This window comes from Embleya scabrispora DSM 41855 (genome assembly GCF_000372745.1).
GTDB lineage: Bacteria > Actinomycetota > Actinomycetes > Streptomycetales > Streptomycetaceae > Embleya > Embleya scabrispora.
This window is the reverse complement of sequence record NZ_KB889729.1, coordinates 1-23290: the sequence shown is the minus strand read 5'-3', so window position 1 is coordinate 23290 and position 23290 is coordinate 1. Positions and strand designations below refer to the sequence as shown.

The 23290-nt window shown below is 70.3% G+C and carries 18 protein-coding genes and 1 pseudogene; 6 read left to right on the top strand and 13 right to left on the bottom strand.

What is annotated here, in order from left to right:
• Window positions 1-212 precede the first annotated feature (212 nt).
• Both A3IC_RS0146960 and A3IC_RS60710 read right to left on the bottom strand, forming a co-directional pair.
• On the bottom strand, window positions 213-947 hold the full coding sequence (locus A3IC_RS0146960; RefSeq protein ID WP_020556990.1) for a response regulator: 735 nt from the start codon (window positions 945-947) through the stop codon (window positions 213-215).
• Entirely contained in the window at window positions 944-2206 is a 1263-nt protein-coding gene (locus tag A3IC_RS60710) for a sensor histidine kinase (RefSeq protein WP_020556989.1), read from the bottom strand. The genes A3IC_RS0146960 and A3IC_RS60710 overlap by 4 nt, the downstream gene beginning before the upstream one ends.
• Before the next feature lie 686 nt (window positions 2207-2892).
• Between A3IC_RS60710 and A3IC_RS0146950 the strand changes: the two genes are divergently transcribed.
• Both A3IC_RS0146950 and A3IC_RS60705 read left to right on the top strand, forming a co-directional pair.
• The gene (locus tag A3IC_RS0146950) at window positions 2893-5451 is read left to right on the top strand and encodes an ABC transporter permease (RefSeq protein WP_020556988.1); all 2559 of its coding nucleotides are present in this window, start codon (window positions 2893-2895) and stop codon (window positions 5449-5451) included.
• A gap of 109 nt (window positions 5452-5560) precedes the next feature.
• Window positions 5561-6703 carry a serine hydrolase domain-containing protein gene (locus A3IC_RS60705; RefSeq protein WP_079027149.1) on the top strand — a complete coding sequence of 381 codons (1143 nt, stop codon included), beginning with the start codon at window positions 5561-5563 and terminating at the stop codon, window positions 6701-6703.
• Window positions 6704-6808: 105 nt separating this feature from the next.
• Here A3IC_RS60705 and A3IC_RS60700 read toward each other — a convergent pair whose 3' ends face one another.
• The 9 genes from A3IC_RS60700 to A3IC_RS69475 form a co-directional block, all read right to left on the bottom strand.
• Window positions 6809-7186: a hypothetical protein gene (locus tag A3IC_RS60700; protein WP_040878604.1), complete on the bottom strand. Its 378-nt coding sequence runs from the start codon at window positions 7184-7186 to the stop codon at window positions 6809-6811.
• A gap of 722 nt (window positions 7187-7908) precedes the next feature.
• Entirely contained in the window at window positions 7909-8769 is an 861-nt protein-coding gene (locus A3IC_RS60695) for an SMP-30/gluconolactonase/LRE family protein (protein ID WP_020556984.1), read from the bottom strand.
• Complete coding sequence (locus A3IC_RS0146925) at window positions 8766-10289, bottom strand: aldehyde dehydrogenase family protein (RefSeq protein ID WP_020556983.1); 1524 nt, start codon at window positions 10287-10289, stop codon at window positions 8766-8768. Before A3IC_RS0146925 ends, A3IC_RS60695 begins: the two co-directional genes overlap by 4 nt.
• Entirely contained in the window at window positions 10286-11161 is an 876-nt protein-coding gene (locus tag A3IC_RS0146920; protein ID WP_020556982.1) for a fumarylacetoacetate hydrolase family protein, read from the bottom strand. Before A3IC_RS0146920 ends, A3IC_RS0146925 begins: the two co-directional genes overlap by 4 nt.
• Window positions 11162-11193: 32 nt before the next feature.
• Window positions 11194-12393 (bottom strand): mandelate racemase/muconate lactonizing enzyme family protein, encoded by a 1200-nt coding sequence (locus A3IC_RS60690; RefSeq protein WP_040878588.1) that lies wholly within the window; start codon window positions 12391-12393, stop codon window positions 11194-11196.
• A gap of 160 nt (window positions 12394-12553) precedes the next feature.
• Window positions 12554-13612 (bottom strand): substrate-binding domain-containing protein, encoded by a 1059-nt coding sequence (locus tag A3IC_RS60685; RefSeq protein WP_020556980.1) that lies wholly within the window; start codon window positions 13610-13612, stop codon window positions 12554-12556.
• A gap of 136 nt (window positions 13613-13748) precedes the next feature.
• Window positions 13749-14762 carry an ABC transporter permease gene (locus A3IC_RS0146905; protein WP_020556979.1) on the bottom strand — a complete coding sequence of 338 codons (1014 nt, stop codon included), beginning with the start codon at window positions 14760-14762 and terminating at the stop codon, window positions 13749-13751.
• Window positions 14759-15565: an ATP-binding cassette domain-containing protein gene (locus A3IC_RS60680; RefSeq protein WP_020556978.1), complete on the bottom strand. Its 807-nt coding sequence runs from the start codon at window positions 15563-15565 to the stop codon at window positions 14759-14761. Before A3IC_RS60680 ends, A3IC_RS0146905 begins: the two co-directional genes overlap by 4 nt.
• A 10-nt stretch (window positions 15566-15575) precedes the next feature.
• On the bottom strand, window positions 15576-16421 hold the full coding sequence (locus A3IC_RS69475) for a FadR/GntR family transcriptional regulator (protein WP_020556977.1): 846 nt from the start codon (window positions 16419-16421) through the stop codon (window positions 15576-15578).
• Window positions 16422-16583: 162 nt separating this feature from the next.
• On the opposite strand from A3IC_RS69475, the gene A3IC_RS0146890 reads away from it, so the two are divergent.
• From A3IC_RS0146890 to A3IC_RS0146875, 4 genes are all read left to right on the top strand, one after another.
• The gene (locus A3IC_RS0146890; protein ID WP_020556976.1) at window positions 16584-17636 is read left to right on the top strand and encodes an alcohol dehydrogenase catalytic domain-containing protein; all 1053 of its coding nucleotides are present in this window, start codon (window positions 16584-16586) and stop codon (window positions 17634-17636) included.
• A 14-nt stretch (window positions 17637-17650) separates the two neighbouring features.
• Window positions 17651-18469, top strand: coding sequence for an SDR family NAD(P)-dependent oxidoreductase (locus tag A3IC_RS0146885; RefSeq protein WP_020556975.1), 819 nt, complete (start codon window positions 17651-17653; stop codon window positions 18467-18469).
• Window positions 18470-18754: 285 nt separating this feature from the next.
• A complete protein-coding gene (locus tag A3IC_RS60670; RefSeq protein WP_020556974.1) occupies window positions 18755-20797 on the top strand; it encodes a right-handed parallel beta-helix repeat-containing protein in 2043 nt (680 codons plus the stop codon).
• A 283-nt stretch (window positions 20798-21080) separates the two neighbouring features.
• Entirely contained in the window at window positions 21081-21977 is an 897-nt protein-coding gene (locus A3IC_RS0146875) for a recombinase family protein (protein WP_106669226.1), read from the top strand.
• A gap of 90 nt (window positions 21978-22067) precedes the next feature.
• On the opposite strand, the gene A3IC_RS0146870 is transcribed toward A3IC_RS0146875, so the two are convergent.
• Window positions 22068-22928: a class I SAM-dependent methyltransferase gene (locus A3IC_RS0146870; protein ID WP_026217916.1), complete on the bottom strand. Its 861-nt coding sequence runs from the start codon at window positions 22926-22928 to the stop codon at window positions 22068-22070.
• 28 nt (window positions 22929-22956) lie between these two features.
• A pseudogene (locus A3IC_RS69470) lies at window positions 22957-23208 on the bottom strand (Tn3 family transposase); the annotation flags it as partial.
• Window positions 23209-23290: the final 82 nt, after the last annotated feature.

The window sequence follows — 23290 nt, the reverse complement described above, 5'->3', positions numbered from 1 at the left end:
GTCGTCGAGCCGCCACAGACCGGGCGGCGGCGGGAAACGGGGGACCACGTCCGTCTTGCCGTCCGCCCGCGGCCGGAACCCGCCGCCTGCCCCGGTCCCGACGCCGTGGCGGGAACGCGGGCACGGAACTTCCGCACCGGACGGCGTCCAAGCGACGCCTGGCCGAGGTGTCCGAGCCGGTGTTCCGGCACTCGTAGGGGTGTTCGGCGATGCTACCCGGCTCGGGGCGGTGGGTGGTTCCCGGGCGGAGTCCGGTCGGCGTCCGTGCGGGGATGTACCAGGCCCGTCTCGTACGCGAGGATCACCAGCTGGGCGCGGTCGCGCGCGCCGGTCTTCGACAGCAGGCGGCTCACGTGGGTGCGCGCCGTCGCGGGGCTGAGGCACAGGTGGTCCGCGATCTCGTCGTTGGACAGGCCGCGCGCGACGAGTGCGAGCACCTCGCTTTCGCGCGTGGTCACGCCCAAAAGCGTGCGGACGGGGCCGGCCGCCGGTTCGGGGCGGCGGGCGAACTCGGCGACCAGGCGGCGCGTGACGCTCGGGGCGAGGAGCGCGTCGCCCGCCGCCACGACACGGATCGCCGCGAGCAGGTCGGGGGCCGGCGTGTCCTTGAGCAGGAAGCCGCTCGCGCCGGCTCGCAGGGCCGCGTACACGTACTCGTCGAGGTCGAAGGTCGTCAGGATCAGCACGCGCACCGCGGCGCCGGCCGGGTCCGCGGTGATCCGCCGGGTGGCCTCGATGCCGTCGACGACCGGCATCCGGATGTCCATCAGCACGACGTCGGGCCGCTCCGTCGTACACACCCGCACCGCGTCCGCGCCGTTCGCGGCCTCGCCGACGCACACCGTTCCGGGTGCCACGTCGACGAACGCGCGCAGCGTGGTGCGCAGCAGCGCCTGATCCTCGGCGACGACCACGCGCACGTCGGCGCCGCCCGGATTGGCGGTCACGTGATGGTCCGATACGCGAACGCGTCGTGGCCGACGCGAAGGGGCTCGAACGGGAGGCGGGCCAGGACCCGGAAACCGCGATCCGGCCTCGGCGCCGCGTCGAGTACGCCGCCGCACAGTTCGACGCGCTCGCGCATCCCGGCGACACCGTGTCCCGCGTGGTCCCGGGACGGGGCGCGGCCTCGGCCCTCGTCGCTCGTGTCGATGGTCAACTCCCTTTCACCGAAGGTCAGTACGACCTTGGCACGATTTGTTTCGGCGTGCTTGACGACATTGGTCAGGGCCTCCTGAACGATCCGGTACGCCGACAGGTCGAGGCCGGGGGACAGTGCGCGGGCCCGACCGACCACGACCAGGTCGACGTGTACGCCCGCCCGGGCCGTCGTCGCGATCAACTCGTCGAGGTCGGCCAGGCCCGCCGACGGGCGCAGGTCCGCCGGGACCGGGGGCCCGTCGCCGTCGGGAGCGCGCAGGACGCCCAGGAGGTGGCGTAGTTCGACCATCGCCGACCGGCTCGTGTCCGCGATCGACGCGAGCGTGGGCCGCGCCTCCTCGGGGCGCGCGGCGGCGATGTACCCGCCCAGTTCGGCTTGTACCGCGATCAGGCTCATGCTGTGCGCGACGATGTCGTGCATCTCGCGGGCGATGCGCAGGCGTTCCTCGACGACCGTGCGCCGGGCCTGTTCCACCCGCGCCTCGGCGGCCCGCTCGATCTGCTCTCGCAGCCCCGCCTCGTACGCCTGTCGCTTGCGCGTGGCCACGCCGGCCACGCACGCCGCCACGAGGGCGATCGCGATCGGGACGAGCCGCGCGAATACGTCGGAACGCAGCACGGACAGCGACATCGGCGACACCGCGCACGCGGCGGCCAGCCCGATTGCGCCCAGAACGGCCGCGACCGCGCCGACCACTGCCCGATCCGCCGCGGCCCGGCCGACGAGAAATACCACGAGGGCCAGCCCGAGCAGCGGCGACTTGGGAAACGCGTACGCCATCAACACGAGCGCGCCGCCCGTCGCGAGCACGAGGGCCACCCACGGGAAGGGCCGCCGCACGGCGATCGCGAGCGCGGTCGCGACGAGGAACAGCGTACCCGCCCACACCGGCATGGACACGTCGCGCATCTGCTGGAGGCCGGGTGTGTCGAAGCCGGCGACCGGCAGCGCGACCGCGCAGTCGATCGCGATCCAGTGCCGCGGCCGCAGCCGCCGGCTCAGCGGAAGACGGCGATCGAGGACGCCGGTTGAGGTTTCGCACACACCCGGAACCTAACCCGGTTGCGTGGACACTGCGTCCGCTCGTGGGCGTAGGTCGGAGTGTCGACAGGGGACGTACCGGGCGGACGTGCGCACCGCGCCCGGTGCGACAGGCCACGGACGGCACGAACACGCCCGTGGGCCGACGCCCGTCGCGCCCGAAACGACGAGCGTGGAGCCATGAAACGAACGCGAACACGGCGCCACTTCATTCGGTGCGCCGGCGAGGCCCGACGCAACGGCCTGTCGATGGGACGGGAGGTGGGTGCTCCTGTGGCGGAGGAGACGGCCGAGTGGGCGGCGCGCTGCGGGGGCGTCCGTGACGCGGCCTTGTCCGGTGTCGTGGCGGCCGGGTTGGTCCATTTCGACGCCGCTGGGGGCTCGACGGACCCTGTGGGGAGTCGGTGGGCTCGATGCTCGCGCGCACGACACGGGTGGGACGCGGGGCAGGGGAATCCCGGCGACCTTCGGGTGTCGCTTCGGTCCCCCGGGCACTGCGGCATTCGACCGGTTCCGGGGCCGGGCCGTGTGCGTCGCCTGCCGCACGGCAACGCCGAGGGTGAGCCCGACCGGGAACCCCGGGTCTCCATGGGGGACTTCCGGCGTCCCCGCCAAGCGGCGGCCCGCCCGTACGAGAACTCGCCCGGTGGAGCAGCCGTTGTCGCTCGGTCGTGTGAGGAGCCGAAGCGATGCTCAGGCTGACTCTGCGGGGATTCCTCGCGCAACGGCTGCGGCTGTTAACGTCGCTGCTCGCGGTCGCGCTGCCCGTGGCGTTCGTCGCGGCGACCCTGATCCTGACCGACACGATCGGCGCGGCCGATGCCGCCGGGGCGCGCTCGACGGCCGCCGACGTCACGGTGTCGCCCGTCGCCGCCGACGACGGCGGTCCCCTCCGCGTGCCGACCCTGCCGTTCGCGCTCGTCGACCGCGTCCGGCGCGTCGCCGGCGTCGCGGACACGTACCCGACCGTGAGCGTTCACGACGCCGTCGTCGTGGACCGGGCGGGGCACCGGCTCGGCGACCGCTTCACGGTCGCGGGCTTCCCGAGGTCCGCGGCGGTCTCCGTGGTCGCGGGGCGCGCGCCGGCCGGCCCCGGCGACGTGGTCCTGGACCGGGCCTGCGCCGACGCCGCCGGGGTGCGGCTCGGCGATCCGGTGCGGGTGGCGGCCGCACCCGGCACGATCTCGGCGACCGTGGTCGGCATGGTCGCGCTGCCGGTCGACATCCCGGGCACAGTGTTCGCCTACGTGGATCCCGAGCCCGCCGCCGCCCGCCTGATCGGGGCGCCCGACGTCGTCACCGCGGTTTCGGTCGACGCCGCTCCGGGCGTCACCGCGGAGGCGTTGCGAGACCGCGTGGCCGCCGCGCTCGCCGATGTCCCCTCGATCGACGTGCGCACCCGTGCCGAGCAGGACGCGGACGCCGACGGGACACTCGCGACCCTGCGGGCGATACTGCTCGGCTTCGCGGGGATCGCGCTGATCGTCGGCGTCTTCCTGATCGTCAACACGTTCACGATGCTCACCGCGCGCCGCACGCGCGAACTCGGCCTGCTCCGGGCCCTCGGGGCGAGTCGCGGGCAGGTCAAGCGTGGGGTCCTGGTCGAGGCCGCGCTGCTCGGCGTGGTGGGGTCGACGGTGGGTCTCGCGCTCGGCTACGGCGTCGCGTTCGTGCTCGGGCGCGGCTTCGACTTCGGGTCGATCGCGGGTTCCCTGGGCGGGCGTTCGCTCGGCGGGGACACGCTGGTCGTGGCCCCCGCGACGCCGATCGTCGCGTACCTCGTCGGTACGCCGGTCACGGTCGCGGCGGCCTACGCGCCGGCCCGCAAGGCCGGGCGGGTCGCGCCGATGGCCGCGTTGCGCGAGGCGCCTCGGGAGCCGGTCCGATCGTCGTGGCGGCGCGTGCTGTCGGGCACGGCGCTCCTCGTGCCGGCCGGGGTGGGGGCCTTCGCGGGCGGCATGCAGGCGTTGATCCCGACGCTCGTCTGTTCGTCGGGGGCGTTCGTCGTACTGGGGCCGGTCCTGGTCCGTCGGTTGTTGCCCGTGCTCACGAGCGTCTTCCCGGCGAGGTGCGGCTCGATGGGTCGGCTCGCCGCGCGCAACGCGGTGCGTGATCCGCGCCGCACGGGATCGACCGCCGCCGCGCTCATGATCGGCGTGGCCGTGGTGTGCGCGATGTCGGTGATCGGCGCGTCGATGGTGGCCTCGCAATCCGTGTTGGCCGACCGGATGCTCGGCGCCGACTTCGTGATCGCCGGCGACGGCAAGGACCTCGCCGGCAACGCGGGCGACACGGGATTCGGCGACGGCGTCGCCGGCGCGGTACGGGGCGTGCGCGGCGTGCGCGAGGTCGTGAACGAACGTCAGAGCACCGTGCGGGTCTCGATCGGCGCGGGTGACGCGTGGGAACCGGCGGCCACGTTGTACGGCGAGGACCCGGACTTCCCGGTCATGCTCAAGGAACAATACAGCTCCGGCTCGGTGGGGGACGCGCTCACCCACGGGAAGATCGTCGTCGGCGACGACTACGCCGCGCGGCACCGCGTACGCGTGGGCGACACGGTACGGCTGCGCGCCGAGGGCGGGCCCGAAGTCCCGCTGACGGTGGGCGCGATCCAGGTCGTGGAACCGCCGGGCGGCAGCATCGGCCGGGTGCGGGGCGCCCCCATGGTCGGCAACGCCACGTTGGACCGGGTCGCTCCCGGGGCCCGCGCGACCACGGTCTTCGCGACGGCCGCGTCCGGCGCGGACCGGGCGGCCTTGGGCCGGGAGCTCCGGGCCGCGCTGGTCGACCATCCGCAACTGACCTGCCTGGACCGCTCGGGCTTCCGGGCGGCGGCCCGCGACCGGGTCGGCGCCCTGCTGACCGCGGTGTACTCGATGACCGCCCTCGCGATCCTCCTCGCGGGGCTCGGCGTGCTCAACACGCTCGCGCTGTCGCTCCTGGAGCGCACCCGCGAGATCGGCCTACTACGCGCGGTCGGCGCGTCCCGAGTCCAGATCCGCCGACTGATCCGACTCGAATCCCTCGTCATCGCCGGTTACGGCACGCTCCTCGGCCTGCTCTTGGGCGTCGGTTGGGGCATCGCGAACCAGCGCGCCACCGCGGCCATGACCGTGCTCGCGATCCCCTGGGTCACGATCGTCGCGGTCGCGATCGGCGCCGCCGCGGTGGGAGTCGCGGCAGCGACACTCCCGGCCCGCCGCGCATCCCGGATGAACATCCTGACGGCGATCGGCGACGGCTGAGGCAGCGTCGTCATGTCGTCGCCGGATTCGCAAGATCGCCGGAGACGACCCGCCGGGTCGTCACGGCCGACCGCTCCGTACCGAAGGAGCACAGAGAGGCAGGACGGACATGAGAAGTGGAACGAAGAGGCGCATCGGCGCCCTGATCACCGGCTGGGGACTCGTCGCGGCCTTATCCATCCCGCCCGCGACGGGAGCCGTTCCTGCAGCGGGGTCGCCGACCCGAGGCGGAGACAAACTCCGCCACGCCCTGGACGCCGTCGTCGGCGCCGGTGCCACCGCTGCCCTCGTGCGCGTCGACAGCGACGGGGCACACCGCGCGCTCGCCGCCGGAATCGCGGACCACGTCGGCAACACGCCGATGCGCCCCCACGCGACCTTCCGCATCGGCAGCACCACCAAGACGTTCATCGCGACCGTGGTCCTGCAACTCGTCGACGAGGGCCGGATCGGCTTGGACACCCCGATCGAGCACCACCTGCCGGGCGTGGTGCCGGGCGGTGCCGGGATCACCGTACGGCAGATCCTCCGACATCAGGCGGGCATCCACGACTACGTGTACGCACTCGATATCGGCAGCGAGAACTGGTATCTGCGCGGCCGTTGGCAGACCTGGACGGCAAAGGACAAGGTCGCCGCCGGTGTCCGGCAGCCGCCGTACTTCGAGCCGGGCACCGGCTACCGCTACTCGAACACCGACTACATCCTCGCGGGGATGCTGATCGAGAAGGTCACCGGTCGTACCTACGCGGACGAGGTCACCGCGCGCGTGCTGCGGCCGCTCGGCATGACACACACGACCTTCCCCGGCACGTCCGCCACGATCCCGGGACCGCACGCCCACGCGTACGCGGAACTCGTGCCGCAGCCGATCGACGTCACCGAGTTCAACGCCTCCCAGGCCGGCGCGTCCGGCGAAATCCTCTCCACCGGCCGGGACTTGACCCGATTCATCCGCGCCCTGGCGACGGGCCGCCTGCTCCGGCCCGCGCAACTGCGCGAGATGACCGACACGATCGACACGGGCGCGCCGTACCGATACGGCCTCGGCCTGGAATCGGAAGTTCTGCCCTGCGGAAAGTCGGTGTGGGGCCACCCCGGCGGCGCACCCGGATTCATGACCGAACTCTGGACCACCGAGGACGGACGCCGCAGCGTCGCCGTGTCCTACAACCCGCTGGGCCTGAAGCCTGACGACGCCCAACGCCGGGCCGTGGAGGCGGTGCTGGCCGCTGCGCTGTGCGGCCCGTGATCGACCGGTGCCGTCGCCCGAGCCGTGCGCACCCCGACCTTGGGCCGCGCGGGGTCCCGGCAGGTCCACGCTCATGGTGCGTTCGACGCAACATCGTTGAATCGGCTACGGGGCGCTGGTCAAGCTGCGGGCGGCGATCTCGCGGTGCGCCTCGGCGCGCAGTCGAGCAATCTCGGTACCCACGTCCCGAACCTCCTGAGGATCGTGCAACCGCGCCACGACACGTTCCAGCTCCCGCAGACGCCCCGCGAGAACGGGCCGGCGCTCGATCGCCACGAACACGGCCCATTTACGCAGGAACAGCCGTATCGCGTTCGGCTGGAGGTTCTCGGCAACCCAATCCAGAGCCTCGTCCTCCTCCTGCTGGGACTCCGGCAGACAGGTCGGGCTCAACACGGCCACCGCCTCCCGAAGCGCCCGGATCTTCAAGGGCGGCATCGGGATCAGCGGCTCGTCGCCCCACTCGGCATGCTCAGCGGTCATGATCTCCTCCACCACTCAGCTCAACCAGAACCATCCGACCCACACCCCCACCACCACGAACCCGCCGGACCGCAACAGGCCCGGCCAGGCCGAGCCGGTGGGCCGGCAGAACGAGCTGTCGATGCTCAGACCGGAGCCCCGCTTCAGGGGTCAGGCGCAGTTCGTAGGCGCCGCCGTAGCCGCCGCCGGCGGCGGGGCACGTGCGGCGCAGCAAGGGAACGAGGACTGCGACGAGTTCGGTGTGGCGGGGGTCGCCGGTGTACGAGGGCATGGAAACGAGCGTGGATGTGGCCCGTTCGCGTCCGCCGGGTTGTTCTCATCCGGGTTCGGGGCCGGGGTGTTTGTGCGTCGGTGGTGCGAGGTGCGGGCTCGCGGAAGCTGTTCCGAGTGGGCGAACGGGTGTGTGGTTGGGGTTCGTTGTGGCGGCTGTGTTCCGCGGCGCGCCAGTGAGTTCTACGAGGGGTCGAGCGAGCGTTCGGATGGCGGCGCCGGTCGTGGCGAACGCGATGTGAGCGGCTGGGATCCACGGGGTCGGTATATCGGATGGCGATGGCTGTTGTCGGTCGTATGTCGATATTGCTCGTTCGGCCGTCGCGATTGTTGGACGTGTGGGGCGACGACGCCGACGGCGTGCCGGTCGGTGCGAGCCGCGTGTAACGCGCCCACCGCCGCGGCCCCCGTCAACGCCCCCGACGCGGCAAGAACGGGAGACACGTGAGAGATCAGCCGAAGAATCCGAACGGCGCGAATCCGCCGACCGACGGTTCGGCCACGAATACCGCCCCGGCAGCCGGCTCCGGATCGGTGAGCCGGTAGCGGGAGGTGGTGATGTAGAGCTCGTCGAAGTCCGGACCGCCGAAGGTACATGCCGTCACTTGCGCCGCCGGCACCGTGATCTCGGCATCGCGGCGGCCGTACCGATCGGCGTGGATCAAACGGCCGCTGCCGAACAGGGCGAGCCAGACGCCGTTCTCGCGGTCCACTGCGATCCCGTCGGGGAACCCTTCCCCGGTGACGTCGAGGAATGGCGACCTGCTCGCGATCGTCCCGTCGGCGGCGAACTCCAGCACGTCCACCCGATTCGTCAGGCTGTCGACGTGGTAGGCGCGTGAACCGTCCCGGGTCCAAGCCAGGCCGTTGGAGCACCCGACATCCGGCACGAGCAACCCGGTTGCCCTGTCGGGGTCCAACCGCCACAACGCGCCGGCACCGGGGGTGAGGTCATAGGCCATGGATCCGCACCAGAACCGGCCCTGCGGATCGCAACCCCCGTCGTTCATGCGGACGCTCGGATCGGTCCAGCACTCGATCGACTCGGTGACGGACAAGTCCTCGTCGAGCATTGCGAAGCCGCGCTCCACACCGACGACCAGACCGCCGCCGCGCCGTTCGCGCACGGCCGCGACCACGGGGCCGACGTTGGCGCGGCGGGAGACCGTTCCGGACGCGTCGATCAGGACCAGGTCGCCGACGAGCATGTCCAGCACGCACAGGCCCCACCGGTCCAGCCATGCCGGTCCTTCGCCGTGGTCGGTCACGACTTCGGTGAACCGGCGGGCGCCGATGGTCTCCCGGGTCGTCACGGCCGCACCGGATCGGTGGTGAGGGTGCCGTTGATCCGCCGCAGCACCGCGTCGGGATTGGCGTCTCGCAGCCACGGCGGCAGCGCGTCCTGCGGCATGTTCTGGTACGCCACGGTGCGAAGGAATCGGCCGATCGAGGCGGAGCCCACCGAGGTGTGTCGGGAGTCGGTCGAGGCGGGGTAAGGGCCGCCGTGGAACTGGGCCCAGCTGACGGCGACCCCGGTGGGCCAGTCGTCGACCAGGACGCGCCCGACCCGTGCGGCGAGTTCGCCGACCAGATCGGCGACGTCCTCTCCGGTACCGCGCTGCACGCTGCCGGTCAACGATCCGGGCAGCGCGGCGAGCACGTCGTGCAGTTCTTCGGTCGAGGTGTAGGTGACGAACACGGTGCTGGGCCCGAAATGTTCTTCGGTCAGCGCGTCGACATCGGCCAGCAGCGCGCGAGCCGTGGTCGCGGCAACCGAGATCCGCTCGTGGGCCCCGGTCTGGCCGACCGGTTCCCGGCCGGTCGCCGACAGCTGCACGGATTCGTGCGAAAGGAAATCTCTGAGAAGCGAACGGTGCCGGTCGCGCATGCCGAGGTTGAGCATCACCGGTGCCGGAAGGTCGGCGATCAGCGCTGCGAGCCGGTCGGGCAGTTCGCTGTCGGCCGGGATCAGGATCAGGCCGGGCTTGGTGCAGAACTGGCCCGCCCCCAGCAGGAAGGACGTCCTCAAACCGGCGGCGATCTCCTCGACGCGCTCCCGGCTCGCGCGCTCGGTCACCACGACCGGGTTGACACTGCCCATCTCGGCGAAGAATGGGATCGGGGTCTGCCGACCGGCCGCGATGGCGTGGAGCGCGCGACCGCCGGACACGGATCCGGTGAACGCCCCGGCGGCGATTTCCGGTGCGGACAGGGCGGCGACACCGGTGTGGAGGCCGTGGATGAGAGCGAACATGCCCGAGGGCGCGCCACTCGCGGCGAGGGCGGCGTCGATCGTGTCGGCGACCGCGACCGACAGCAGCGGATGCCCCGGGTGACTTTTGACGACGACCGGGCAGCCTGCCGCCCAGGCGCCGGCGGTGTCGCCCCCGGCGACGCTGAAGGCGAAGGGGAAGTTGCCCGCCGCGAACACCAGGACCGGACCGACGGCGACCCGGAGCGACCGCAGATCCGGACGAGGAGTGGGGACCCACTGCGGGTCGGGCGTGTCGAGTGTCGGCCGGAAGGGTTCCGCAGTTTCGGCGTGGGCCGCCAGGAATCGCAACTGCCCGGTAGTGCGCGCCAGTTCGCCGACGAGACGCGGTGTCCCCAGGGCGGTCTCCCGATCGGCCAGCTCGACCAGTTCTTCCGCGCGCCGGTCGAGGGCATCCGCGACCGCGCGCATCCATGCCGCGCGGTCGGCTGCTCCGGCGGAGGCCGTCACGGGCGTTGCCGACGCCGCCTTCGTCAGGACGGCCCGGAGTTCCTCCGGCGAGGTGTCCGCGACCTCGCCGACCACGCTGTCGTCCACCGGGTTGGTACTGATGACGGTCATGACGCGCTGCCCCCCGCGAGCGGCCGGGCCTCGGTCATGGTGTTCGTCAGGGTGCCGACCTGATCGATGGACACGGTGACCACGTCCCCCGGCCGCAGTCCGTCGCCGAGCGGGGGCACGATGCCGGTACCGGTACTGAGGACGACGCCGTCGGGGAACTCGTCGGGCCGGAACAGCCATTCGACGAGTTCGGTGTACGTGCGCTTCATCGTCGAGGTGCGAGCCTCGCCGCTGAACACCACGGCGCCGTTGCGGCGGATCTCCATGGCGACGGACAGGTCCTCGGGCGTTGCGATCGCCCACCATGGGACGATCCCGGCGGACAGCGCACAGCTTCCTTGGTAGAGCTTGGCCTGCGGGAGGTAGATCGGATTCTCCGCCTCGATGCCGCGCGCCGTGAGATCGTTGCACACCAGCGCGCCGACGATCTCCGCGTGCCGGTTGAGTACGAGGGCCAGTTCCGGCTCGGGCACCGTGTCGTCGCAGTCGGGGCGAATCCCGGCCGGCTCGCCGTCCGTGCGTACCCGCCAGGCGGCGGACTTGAAGAACAGCTCCGGCCGCGCCGCGTCGTACACGTCTTCGTAGACGAGTCCGTACGGGGATTCCTCCACGCGGGCCGAGCGCGACCGCAGGTAGGTCACGCCGGCGCCCCACACCTCGGTTCGCCCGTCGATCGGCGCCGGCAGCGGCGCCTCGCCCAGGGACAGGCCGGCGCCGGCCGTCGTCGCCCGGTCGATCAACTCCCTGATCTCGGCGACGCGGTACCGGAGCAGGGTCGCCATGTCGGGAACCGGGAGCGGGTGAACGACGTCGCCGTCGAGCACCGCCGCCCGCGCCCGGCCGGTATCGCCAAGGTAACGCACCAGTTTCACGGTCAGTCCTTTGTTCGTCGCGCGATTGTCGATCAGGATTTCTCGATGCCGGTGATCCGCCGAGCGGTGTCGGGGTCTTCCCGGAAACCGTCCGCGAGGCGCAGCCCGAGCCCGGGATCGGCGGACGAAGTGGCGATCCCGTTGTGGATCTCGGGCAGACCGGTGACCACGCGCGGGTACCAGGTCCGCAGGAAGGCGCGGACGGTCTCTTGGATGAAGGCGTTGGGCTGTGCCATCGCCAGGTGGAAGCAGGCGGCCAGGGTGATCGGCCCGGTGCAGTCGTGCGGCGCGACCGGTATCGAGAACGTGTCGGCGAGGTTGGCGACCTTGCGCGCCTCGGTCAGGCCGCCGGTCCACTGCACGTCGACCGTGGCGTAGGCGATCCTCCCGTGTTGCAGCAGCGGGAGGAATCCCCGCCGACCGACGGCCGTCTCCCCGGTCGCGATCGGCACGCCGACCTCATGGGACAGCGCGCCGATCGACTCCACCGCGTCCGGGCGGATCGGGTCCTCCACCCAGAACGGCCGGTACGGTTCCAGGGCCCGGCAGATCTCGACGGCCGCCCGGCGCGACCACAACCCGTGCAGTTCGACCATCAGGTCCATGTCCATGCCGACCGCGTCGCGGATGTCCCGGACCACGGCAAGCGCGCTGTCGAGGTCCGCCGGAGTGATGCGGTTTCCCCCGGTCCTTTCCGCGGCGCGGTCGAACGGCCAGACCTTCATCCCCCGCAACCCCTCGGCATGCAACTCCTTGGCGAGGTCGCGGGGCTTGGTGAGGAACGCGTGTAGGTCTTCGTAGTCGCCGTGCGCGTGGCCCCAGTTGGACGAGGCCTGCCGGGAGGTGTTCTGGATGTAGCCCGGTCCTGCGCAGGTGTTGTAGACGTCGATGGTGTCCCGCACCGGACCGCCGAGCAGGCGCCCCACCGTTTGCCCCGTGTACTGGCCCAGCAGGTCCCACAGGGCCACGTCCACGGCACCGTTGGCGCGCATCTCCACGCCGCCGCCTTGGAAGCCGACGTACGGAGCGAGCAGGAGCGAGACCGCCTCGGGGGTCGGCTCCTCCAGTCCGAACAGCAGGGGGGCGACGTGGGAATGCAGATACGCCTCGACTGCGGCGGACTGCAGAAAGGCATCGCCGAGCCCGACGACGCCCTCGTCGGTGTGCAGAACGACGACGCACAGGTTCTTCTGGAACCGGGGTCGCAGCGTCTCCAATGCGACAACGCGCACTCGAAATCACTCGCCTTTCCTATCGTCGGTGAGAATTCCGGCCTCGCTTGCCGCGCAGCCCCTCATGAGGGCGTCGGAGCGGGTCCGATCGTCCCGGCCGACCGGACGGCTTCCAAGGCGGCCGTGGCGGGGGGCATCCTCGGGTCACGCCGGACCCGCTTCAGGACGTCAGCTTCGCCTCGCGGGCGGACACCTTCGCCACATTGGTGGAGTCGACGATCTCGGCGCCGGTGTCGTAGTGGAAGGACGGGTAGCCGGGGAAGATCTGCTGGGCGAGCAGCGAAGCGGCGACCCAGCCCTGGGCCCAGGGGTTTTGGCCGATGGTGTAGTCGATGCTGGCGTCCTTGATACCCGCGAGCACCGGCGAGGTCATGTCGAATCCGCCGTTGGCGAACTTGCCGACCAGGTTCTTGCTCCTGGCCCAGGTCGCCACGAACTGGCACTCGAAGGCCGTACCGGCCCAGCCGACCACCGAGCGCGGGTCGCGGGCATGGCGGCCGTCGATCTTCGCCACGGCGCCGGCTTCCTCGGTGCCGACTATCAGGTCCTCGGTGGTGAAGTTCGTGCCGTTGGCACTGTTGAAGTCACGGACCGCCTGCTTGATGCCCTGGCCGCGCTGTTCGAGCGCGGAATTCCCGGCCTGGATCTTGCCGACGATGATCGCGCCGTCCCTGCGGCCCGTGTGCTTGGCGATGTACTGCAGGATCTGCTGCCCGGCGGCGATCCCGGCGGGAACGAAGTCCTGGCCGACGAAGCCGACGCCCAACTTCTCGTAACCATCGCTGGCGACGTTGGAGAGGATGACGGGGATGCCTGCCTCCTGCGCCGCCTTGATGACGCCGTCGTAGGACGTGGTGTCGATGCGCGTGAGGATCAGGCCGTCCGGCTTGGCGTTGACCGCGTTCTGCATCATGTTGACCACGGTCGCCTGGTCGAATTGCGGCGGACCGATGAACTGGGTGGACCAGCCCGCCGCCTTGCCGAAGGTCTCGAAGCCCTTCTGCACGGGCGCAAAGAAGGTGTTCTTCTCGTGCACGACGAAGATCACCTTCTTGCCGGCCGTCGGCGTTCCTCCGGCTGCGGACGTGGCCGAGTCCGAGTCGGATTTCGACCCCGCTTTGCAGGCGGACAGGGTGGCCCCGGCCGCCAGCGCCAGACTGCCGCCGAGGATGCCTCGACGTGTGAGATTTGCGGACGATCCGCCCTTTGCGATGGACATGGCTGCTCCCGTGCTTGAGTGTCTGATCCCGGCGGATTCCGGGCAGGGCACGATGCTGAAACCGGTGAGTGCGATTCGGCCGAAGGAAGGAGGAGTCGAAGCCGGTGGGACGGCGACGTGAGGAGAGGGCCGGAACCTAGCGCATCGCGGCTTGTCGGGTGGCGATGAAACGGTTGACCAGGACGGCGGCCAGGATCAGGGCGCCCGTGGCGACCTGCTGCCAGTTGCCGTCGACACCGATGAGAACCAGCAGGTTGCCGATCAACCCGGCCACCAGCGCCCCCAACAGGGTCCCGGTGACGCTGCCGACGCCGCCGGTCAGGCTCGCCCCGCCGACCACGACCGCCGCGATGACGCTCAGTTCGACGCCGTTACCGGTCAGCGGGTTGGCGCTGCCGAGCCAGCCGACCAGGATCACCGAGGCGAGGCCGCACAACGCTCCGGTGATGCAGAAACAAAGGATCTTGACGCGCACCGCGCGGATGCCGGCGTTCAACGCGGCCTTCATGTTGCCACCGGTGGCATAGACGTCGTACCCGAATTTCGTCCGGGACAGGATCCAGCCGAAGGCGGCCATGACCGCCACCATCCACACGGTCTGCGCCGCCAGCGAGCCGATCGCATTGCCGCCGACCAGGCTGTGGTACGCGGAGTTCGTCGACCCCTGCAGCGGCTGACCGTCGGTGACCAGCAGGGCGAAGCCGCGCAGGATGGCCAGGCCGGCGAGGGTGACCACGAAGGAGGGCACCTTGAAGACCGCGGTGATCACCCCGTAGATGGCGCCCGTGACCACGCCCAGGGCCATCACCAGCAGCGCGGAGACCAGGATCGGCAACTGCCACTGGGTCACCGAGTAGGCCATCAGCACCGATAGGAAGCCGTACTGCGAGCCGACCGACAGGTCGATCTCCCCGGCGACGATCAGCAGCGTCATCCCGGTGCCGATGATGCCGATGAAGGTGATCTGCTGAACAACCGACAGCAGGTTGTCGCCGGTCAGGAAGTTGTTCACGAAGAACGTGCCGTACAGGAAAATGGCGACCGTCGCGGCCAGGACGCCGAATTCGTGGGCGCCCAGAGCCTTGCGCAGCACGCCGGGGTCGGCGTCCTTGTCGACTCTCGGCGCGCCCGGCACCGTCATGGTCGTCATCGCGCGCCTCTCGTCTCGACTTCGAGCCCGGACGCGACGGCCGTGGCCGGTCCGCCGTGCCCATGGGATATCGCGTCGGCGGCGACGCTCCCGAGGATCAGGCCGACCACGTCGGCCGCGCTCGTCGAATGAACGTCACGCACACCCTGCACCAGCCCGGCACGCATCACGACCACCCTGTCGGCCACCGCGAGCACGTGGTCGACGTTGTGGCTGACCACGATGACCGCGGTGCCGCGCTCCTTCAAGGTCTTGATGAGCTTGAGGACGTTGGCCTGCTGCTCCGGTCCGAGCGCGGCCGTCGGCTCGTCGAGGAGCACGATCCGGCCGCCCTGGTGCACCGCCCGGGCGATCGCGATGCACTGTCGCTGACCTCCGGACAGACCGCCGACCGGCAGCCGTACCGACGGGATGCGGATACTCAGTTCGTCCAGCACCGTACGAGCCTCACGGCGCATCAGGCGCCGGTCGACCACCAGCCCCCGTCTGGGCTCCCGGCCCAGGAACACGTTGGTCGCCACGTCGCGCTGATCGACCAGCGCGAGATCCTGATAGACCACGGCGATGCCGTGCGCCGCGGCGTCCCGCGGACTTCGCAGGGACAGCGGCTTGCCGTCCAGCGTCATGGTGCCGGAGTCGGGCCGAACCGATCCGCACAGTACCTTCATCAGCGTCGACTTCCCGGCGCCGTTGTCGCCCATCAGGCCGACGACTTCGCCTTCGTCGATACCGAGACTCACCCCGCGCAGCGCCTCGACACCGCCGAATCTCCTGCGGATGTCGGCGACTTCCAGAACACGCATCTGGGTCCTCTCACTTCGGTTCGGTCGGCGGGCTTACCGGCCGGCCATATGCGGGCAGGTCGGCGATGGACCTGCTGACCTCGCTCAGCACCGACGCGACATCCGGCGCGCGTGCCGCGCGGCGCCTGAGCACGTCGGTCAGGGCGACGTCGAGATCGGGTCCGTAGAAGTACTGCGCCGCCTCGATGTGTTCGGTCATCGCCGCGCGGGCGACATCGGGGTCCCCGTTCGCGATCGCGTCCAGGATCACGGCGTGGAGCGGCACGGCCGCACCGCTGACGGCCCGGTCGGTGAGACTGCGCAGCACCACCCCGTGGGTCAACGGCCTGATCGATCCGAACATGATCTGGATGACCGGGTTCCGCGAGGCGATGGCGATGGCCTCGTGGAAGGCCACGTCCAGATCCGCCGCGGTCGACAGCACCGACTGGCGCTCGAAGTCGGCGAGGATCCGGCGCATGTGCGCCAGGTCGTCCTCGGAACGGTACTGCGCGGCCAGCGCCGCGGCCTGTCCCTCCAACATGACGCGAGCCACCACCAGATGCCGCGCGGTGACCTCGCCCCGCCGCACCAGCAGCAGCGGATCCCCGCCGTCGCTGGTCGGCCGTACTTCCCGGACGAAGCTGCCACGGCCCGGCGCGACGCCGATCAAGCCTCGTTCCTGTAGGGACCTCAGCGCTTCCCGGATCACGGGACGACTGACGGAGTACTGGAGCGCCAATGCCCGCTCGGAGGGAAGCCACGCCCCGGGGGGCCACTCCTCCCCCACGAGGCGATCCTCCAGCAGCGCTGCGAGTTCGGCGCCTGACGGCGGCGTCGATCCGGCATTGGTCGAATGATTGGTCTGACCGGTCATGCCACGGAGTATCGCCATCCCGAAACACGCCCGTCAACGGTTTCGGCCGACAAAAACGGCACCTGGTCAAACCGGTCTGACCGCACTAGGCTCCCGGCCACTCGGAGCGTCCCGCGAGACTTCGCCGGCCGTCCGCGTTCCCGACATCCGAAGGGACTGCCCATGCTTGCCGCGCGATGGCACCGCCGCGGGGACATCCGGATCGAAGACGTCGAGCCTCGTCCCCGACGCGACGACGAACTCCTGGTCAAGGTGCACTGGTGCGGCATCTGCGGCACCGACCTGGAGGAATACCGCAACGGGCCGCTCATCATCCCCGTATCGGAGCCGCATCCGCTCAGCGGACGCATGGCACCGCTGACCCTGGGCCACGAAGTCGTCGGCGAAGTCGTCGAAGCGGCCCGGGACGGCAGCGGACCGGCCGTGGGAACCCTCGTCGTACCCGATGTGGTCAACGGCTGCGGCATGTGCTGGTGGTGCCGGCGCCACGAGGACGGACTGTGCCCGAAGCTGTCGGTCCCCGGTCAACAGGACGACGGTGGGCTGGCCGAATTCATGGTGGCGCGCGCCCGGACCTGTGTTCCGCTGCCGTCCGGGCTGAGCACGGACGACGCGGTCCTCGCCGAACCGGCCGCGGTGGCGGTACGCGCGGTACGCAAGACCCCCGATCCCATCGGCGCCACCGCGATCGTCATCGGTGGCGGAACCATCGGCCAGTTGACCGCCCAGGCCGCTCTGGCCTGCGGCGCGGCGAACTGCTGGATCGTCGACCCGAGCCCGTTCCGCCGCGAGTTCGCCGCGTCGCACTCGGCCGTGCGGGCCTGCGCGCCCGACGGGCTGGACACGCTGGTCGGCGAACTCGGGGATCCGGGCGTCGACGTCGTCTACGAGTGCAGCGGCGCACCCGGACAGATCGAACGGTCCCTGACCCTGGTACGCCCCGGCGGCACCGTGGTCGCGGTCGGCCTCGGCGTCGACTCCCCGCCGCTGCCCCTGCCGGCTCTCGTGCTCGCGGAGCGGCGACTACTCGGCTCGGCCGCGCACGTCTGGGACGTCGACGTCACCCAGGCGGTGCGGATGCTGGCCGACGGACGACTGAACGCACGTGGCCTGGTCACGCATCGTGTCCCACTTCCGGATCTCGTCGGCGTCGCACTGCCGCTGTTGTCGGAACCGTCCGCGGAAACGCTCAAAGTCGCGATCGACTGCAGATGACAAAGGAAGTCGCCATGAACACGAAGCCCGACGTCGCCTCGCCGACGAACCGACGCGATGCCCGGATGCGATCCCGACTCGACCTCACCGGACACGTGGTCCTGCTCACCGGCGGACTCGGCGGTCTGGGGAGAGCGATCATCGAGCGCCTGAGCGAGCACGGCGCGATCGTCGGAGTACTGGACACGGTCCCCGAGGACCGCGCCGAACTCCCGTCGCATCCGCGGGTGCGCTACCGGCGCTGCGATGTGACGAACGCCGAGAGGGTGCGCGAGGCGGTGTCGCAGTCCATCGACTGGCTCGGCGCCCGACCCACCATCGTGTGCTGCCACGCCGGTGTCGTCGGCGACGCGCATCCGGTCGAGACCTTTCCCCTCCAGACCTTCCACACGATCCAGGCCGTCAACGTCACGGGGAGCTTCCTCGTCGCCCGGGCCGCCGCGGCGATGTGGCGCGAACACAACGAACCCGGGCACCTGATCTTCACGACCAGCTGGGTGTCCGACGTGCCGTGGCCGGGCATCGCCCCGTACGGCGCGTCCAAGGCCGCGATCAAGTCGCTGATGCGGAGCTTCGCCAGGGAACTGGCCCCGTACCGGATCCGCAGCAACGCGATCTCGCCGGGCATCGTGGGGGTCGGCATGGCCAAACGCCAGTGGGACACCGACCCCGACTACCGGGCCCGGGCCGAACGCGCCATTCCGCTCGGCCACCTGCAGACCGCCGAGTCCGTCGCGGACGCCTTCCTGTTCCTGTGCTCCGACCTCGCCTCGTACATGACGGGGTCCACGCTAGTGGTCGACGGGGGCGCCGGCCTCTTCCCGCTTGACTGACCCGGGCCACACCCCTCGCGGGCGGTAGGCAACCTCCGCGGTGGCGCCGACTGTCACGGCAACGTCTCGCGGTTCGAGAAATTCACCCTCCCGCGTATCTCCAGGCGGACCCCCGCTGCGACCTCACGGTCGACGGCATCACGATCACCACCTCGTTGTCGCGGTGGCCGGCCCCCGAGGTCGCCCCCGACACCCTTGTCAGGCCGGTAGGGCCTCGGAATTCGTACAGGCGGATTCACGGCGTAACCAACGACGCCGCTGCACGAAACCAATGGAGGTTTTGACATGACCGAGCACAATGAAGAATCCGTCAAGCGGCGGGAATTCTCGCGCCACACCTTCCTCGAGGTGAGCGCGATGACTTCGGCAGGAGTGGCTCTCGCGAACACGGTGGGCACCGACTCGGCCACCGCGGCCGCGGTCACCGGCACCACCTATTACGTCGCGACAAACGGTCGTGACAGCGCCGCGGGCACCGGCTCCGCGCCACTGCGCACGATCCAGGCAGCCGCGAAGCGTGCCCAACCGGGTGACACCGTCCTGGTGCGCAGCGGAATCTACCGAGAAGAGGTGATCCTTCCGAAGGGCGGTGCCGGTGACGCCGCCCGCATCACCTACGCGGCGGACACCGGGGCCGCCGTCACGATCACCGGCTCCGACGTCTTCACCCGCTGGACCCGGGTCTCCGGCGACGTCTGGCAACTGCGAATCCCGAACTCGTACTTCAACGGGTTCAACCCTTACGCGGAACAAGTACACGGCGACTGGTTCTACTCGCATGACCGAATCCACCGCCTCGGAATGGTGTACCTCGACGGCGCCTGGCTGCCCGAAGCGACGAGCCTCGCCGCCGTGACCTCGAACGCGACCGCGTCTTGGTGGTCGAGTGTGGACGGCCTTGTCGAAGGCACCCCGCCGACCTACGAACCGACCTACAGCGAGACCGGGTTCACCACGCTGACCGCCAAGTTCCCGGGTGCCCACCCCAACCACGGCGCGGTCGAAGTGGGCGTTCGCGGCTCGGTGTTCAAACCGGCCGCGACGAACTACGACTACATCACGATTCGCGGCTTCAAACTGCTCAACGCCGCCTCGAACTGGGCCGCGCCGACCATGGGGCAGTGGGGGCTCGTGAGCGCCCACTGGTGCAAGGGCTGGATCATCGAGAACAACGAGATCGCCTACGCCAGGTGCGCGGGCGTCGCCCTGGGCAAGTACTCGGACCGGTACGACGGCACCCGTGGCACCACCGACGGCTACTACCTCACGATCTCCGACGCGCAATCGAGTGGCGGGTGGTCGTTCGCGAACATCGGCAGCCACATCGTGCGCGACAACACGATCCACCACTGCGGGCAAGTCGGTGTCGTGGGCTCGCTCGGCGCGATCGGCAGCAGGATCACCGGCAACGAGATCTACCACATCAACGACCAGGGCATCTGGAGCGGCGCCGAAATGGCGGGCATCAAGCTGCACGCCGCGATGGATGTCGAGATTTCCGGCAACCACATCTACGACGCCCCCGACTTCGGAGGAATCTGGTTGGACTGGATGGCGCAGGGCACCCGCGTCGTGGGCAACCTGTTGCACACCAACCACCTGGACATCTTCACCGAGGTCGATCACGGTCCGCTCCTGATCGCCAACAACGTCATGTTGTCGCCGACCGCGCTCCGATGCAACAGCGACGGCTTGGCCGGGGCGCACAACCTGCTGACCGGATCCATCGACGCTCTCGACGACGAGCGACAAACACCTTACTTTCAACCGCACACCACGACCACGGTGGCGAACGCTTCCATCCCGCTCGGCGCCCATCAGTGGCACAACAACATCATCGGCGGCGCGACTGATCTTTCCGGCTGGGACTCCGCGAGTAGCGATTTCCCGATCTCGATGAAGGCGAATGTCTTCACCAGCGGTTCGACAAGGTCGGCCAGGGAGCAAGGCGGGGTCGACGCGTCATCCGTCGCCTACTCGCCGGCGCTTGTCAAGCGGTCGGACGGTTGGTACCTGACCGTGCCACGGGTCGAGTCGTGGCGGTCGACGCAAGCGGTCGTGAGCACCGGGTCACTGGCGAACGCCCCGCGGCCGAATCAGCCCTTCACGAATCCCGACGGCTCGGCCATGTCTGTTTCGACGGACTTCCTGGGCGTGCGGCGATCCGGCAGCGTGCCCTTCCCCGGCCCGTTCGAGACCGCGGGGGGAGGCAACGCGTTCAAGGTGTGGTCGCGGGTGGTGCCCACCACCGATCCGTGGGGACGGGTTCTGATACCGAATCCGAGTGGCCCGGTGCCGCGGCCTACGCGAACGGGCACATCACCGTGATCGTGCGCGGCACCCACGACAGGCCCTACGAGGGGTGGGACCGGAATGCGAGCGAAACGTGCCACACGCCAGCGGCCAGTACGTCACAGGCACGAACCGGTGGTGTAGGCGGTGGCGAGGACGTCCACCGACTCGAAGAGACGACAATGCGGACATTGATGTTGTTTCATAGGTGACCCCCGTTTCAACACCGCGCCGGCGCGGCATCACCGCAGGTCGCCACGTTGCGCAGGTCGGTTCCTTCCTCTTGACGGGTGAAACATACTCCTGAAACGACTTGGGTGTGAAACCCGATTCGTACAAGCTCGTTGAGTCGCACGCCTGCCCGATGTCCACCTGCCAGGCCCCGCCCGGCTCGCCCTGCCGCACCACCGCCGACAAGGTCGCACTGAAGTACCACACCGCCCGCTTCCAGCTCGTCCCCGCCCTGCGGTCCGAACTCCACGTCGCCACCCCCGCCGTACGACATCCCGGCTCCGCGTGGCAGGCGCTGCCGGTACGAAGGGTCGCGGCGCCGGCTGTCCCGATGGAGGTCCGGCTCGGGTATGCCCGCGTCTCCAGCCGCACCCAGGAGATCCAGTCCCAGCTCGGTGCCCTCGAAGTGTCGCAAGTGCACCGGCTGTTCAAGGAGTGCATCAGCACCCGCGTCAGGGAACGCCCCGAGATGAAAGCCGCGCTCGCCGCCGCCCGCGAGTACCGCTCCCTGGGCGCGAAGGTCACTCTTGTCGTCCACGAGATGAAACGGCTCGGACGCGGCGCCCTCGAACTCCTCAAGGTCGCCGAGGAACTCCGCGACGCCGGGATCGAGTTGGAGTTCCTTACCGGCCCCCTTGCCGGCAAGCACGACCCGGCCGGACACGGCGCCGCCCTGTTCGCGTTCTTCGCCGCCATGGCCGAGTCCGAACGCGACCACATCCGTGACAAGACTCTCGAAGGCCAGGAGACCGCCCGCACCAAGGGCAAGGCCATCGGCGGCGTCAAGGTCTCCGACGGGGACATGCTCGCCACCGCCCTGCGCCTGCGCGACGACGAGCACCTGTCACTGCGGGAGATCGCCTCCCGCCTGGTCATCCGCACCGGCAGGAAACGCGGCCGACACCCGTCGCCCGCGACCGTCATGCGCATGCTGCGCGAGCACGACGAGCAGAGCGCCGCGGCCCCGCTGGAGCCGGCCCGGTGACCACGTTTCCTCCCGCCGAGGGCCTGCCATCCCTTTCGGCCGTATCTCGGCCGGCCCTCCGCCACACGCGGGGGCCTGCCTTCGTCGTGCTCAGTGCGCGGCGCGCACCGCCGAGACCAGTCCGCCGGTGCCCTCGTCCTGCGGCGACGGGGTGAGCACCGGACGCCCGTAGGCCTGGGCGCGCTCACGCAGGGTGAAGGTCTCCGCCTCCCAGCCGAGGCCGTCCAGCCAGCCGACCGGGTCCTCCGGCGTCTCCCAGACCCACATCGACGCCGGCGATCCCGGAGCGGCGTCCTCGCGGAAGCGTTCGATCACACCGCGCGCGCCCAGTGTCAGGCCCATCCTGCTGCCTGCGGCGGACAGCGCGCCGATCCGTTCGAGCAGCGACTGGACCGCGTCCTCGGGCAGATAGATCAGCAGTCCCTCGGCGATCCACACCGTCGGCCGCGCCGGATCGTGCCCTGCCGCGGCCAGGGCGCCGGGCCAGTCCTCGCGCAGGTCGACCGGGACGGTGATCCGCTCGCAGCGCGGAACGGCCCGCTCCTGACGCAGCACCGAGGCCTTGAAGCCCAGCGGTTCGGCCGTGTCGACCTCGAACAGCCGGGTCTCCGCAGGCCAGTCCATCCGGAAGGCCCTGCTGTCCAGCCCGGCTCCGAGCAGCACGACCTGCCGGACGCCGGACGCGACCGCCCGGTCCAGCAGGTCGTCCAGGAACTTCGTCCGGATGACGATCGAGAAGGCCACACCGAGCCGGCGGCGCCGCGCCGCCTCGTCCGCGAGCGGGGGCGACGGCGTCCCGGGGCCTCTCCCGCCGGCCGTGGCGAAGGCCAGCGCCAGCGGGTCCTGGAACAGTGGCTGCTCGCGTGCCGTCTCCATTGCCCTCACCCGGGCCACGCCCACGGCTGTGGCCCACACCCCGGACGGCTCGACCCGTCCTGCCGCATTAGTCATCCGTTCAGCCTAGCCAGGCCGCCGGGCGTTATACCGGCGCGGTGGGAAACAGCGTTCCGGGGGCCGGATCCAACCTGGTGGCGACGACGTCCTTGGGCGGGGTGAGGTCCAAGTGCCAGTCGCCGAAGCGGCGTATGGTGCGCGTGATCAGCGGGCTGACGGTGGCCGGGTCGTCGGGGTCCACGGGATGGCCCTCGGCGGCGAAGGCGTTGGCGGCATCGATAATGTCCAGCGCGATGGAGTAGATCGCACAGTTGGCGATCAGCTCGTTGAATTTGACGACTCTCCTGGTAGTCCGGGTCGTTGTGGCCGATCAGCCGTCCGCCGATCATCAGATGCGTAGCGAAGCCGTGGAACGCCTC

Coding starts and splice junctions, on each gene's coding strand:
- A3IC_RS60705 (WP_079027149.1), top strand. CDS start 5,561: ATGAGAAGTGGAACGAAGAGGCGCATCGGCGCCCTGATCACCGGCTGG.
- A3IC_RS0146885 (WP_020556975.1), top strand. CDS start 17,651: ATGAACACGAAGCCCGACGTCGCCTCGCCGACGAACCGACGCGATGCC.
- A3IC_RS0146905 (WP_020556979.1), bottom strand. CDS start 14,762: ATGACGACCATGACGGTGCCGGGCGCGCCGAGAGTCGACAAGGACGCC.
- A3IC_RS0146870 (WP_026217916.1), bottom strand. CDS start 22,928: ATGACTAATGCGGCAGGACGGGTCGAGCCGTCCGGGGTGTGGGCCACA.
- A3IC_RS60670 (WP_020556974.1), top strand. CDS start 18,755: ATGACCGAGCACAATGAAGAATCCGTCAAGCGGCGGGAATTCTCGCGC.
- A3IC_RS60700 (WP_040878604.1), bottom strand. CDS start 7,186: ATGACCGCTGAGCATGCCGAGTGGGGCGACGAGCCGCTGATCCCGATG.
- A3IC_RS60685 (WP_020556980.1), bottom strand. CDS start 13,612: ATGTCCATCGCAAAGGGCGGATCGTCCGCAAATCTCACACGTCGAGGC.
- A3IC_RS0146925 (WP_020556983.1), bottom strand. CDS start 10,289: ATGACCGTCATCAGTACCAACCCGGTGGACGACAGCGTGGTCGGCGAG.
- A3IC_RS0146950 (WP_020556988.1), top strand. CDS start 2,893: ATGCTCAGGCTGACTCTGCGGGGATTCCTCGCGCAACGGCTGCGGCTG.
- A3IC_RS69475 (WP_020556977.1), bottom strand. CDS start 16,421: ATGACCGGTCAGACCAATCATTCGACCAATGCCGGATCGACGCCGCCG.
- A3IC_RS0146890 (WP_020556976.1), top strand. CDS start 16,584: ATGCTTGCCGCGCGATGGCACCGCCGCGGGGACATCCGGATCGAAGAC.
- A3IC_RS60680 (WP_020556978.1), bottom strand. CDS start 15,565: ATGCGTGTTCTGGAAGTCGCCGACATCCGCAGGAGATTCGGCGGTGTC.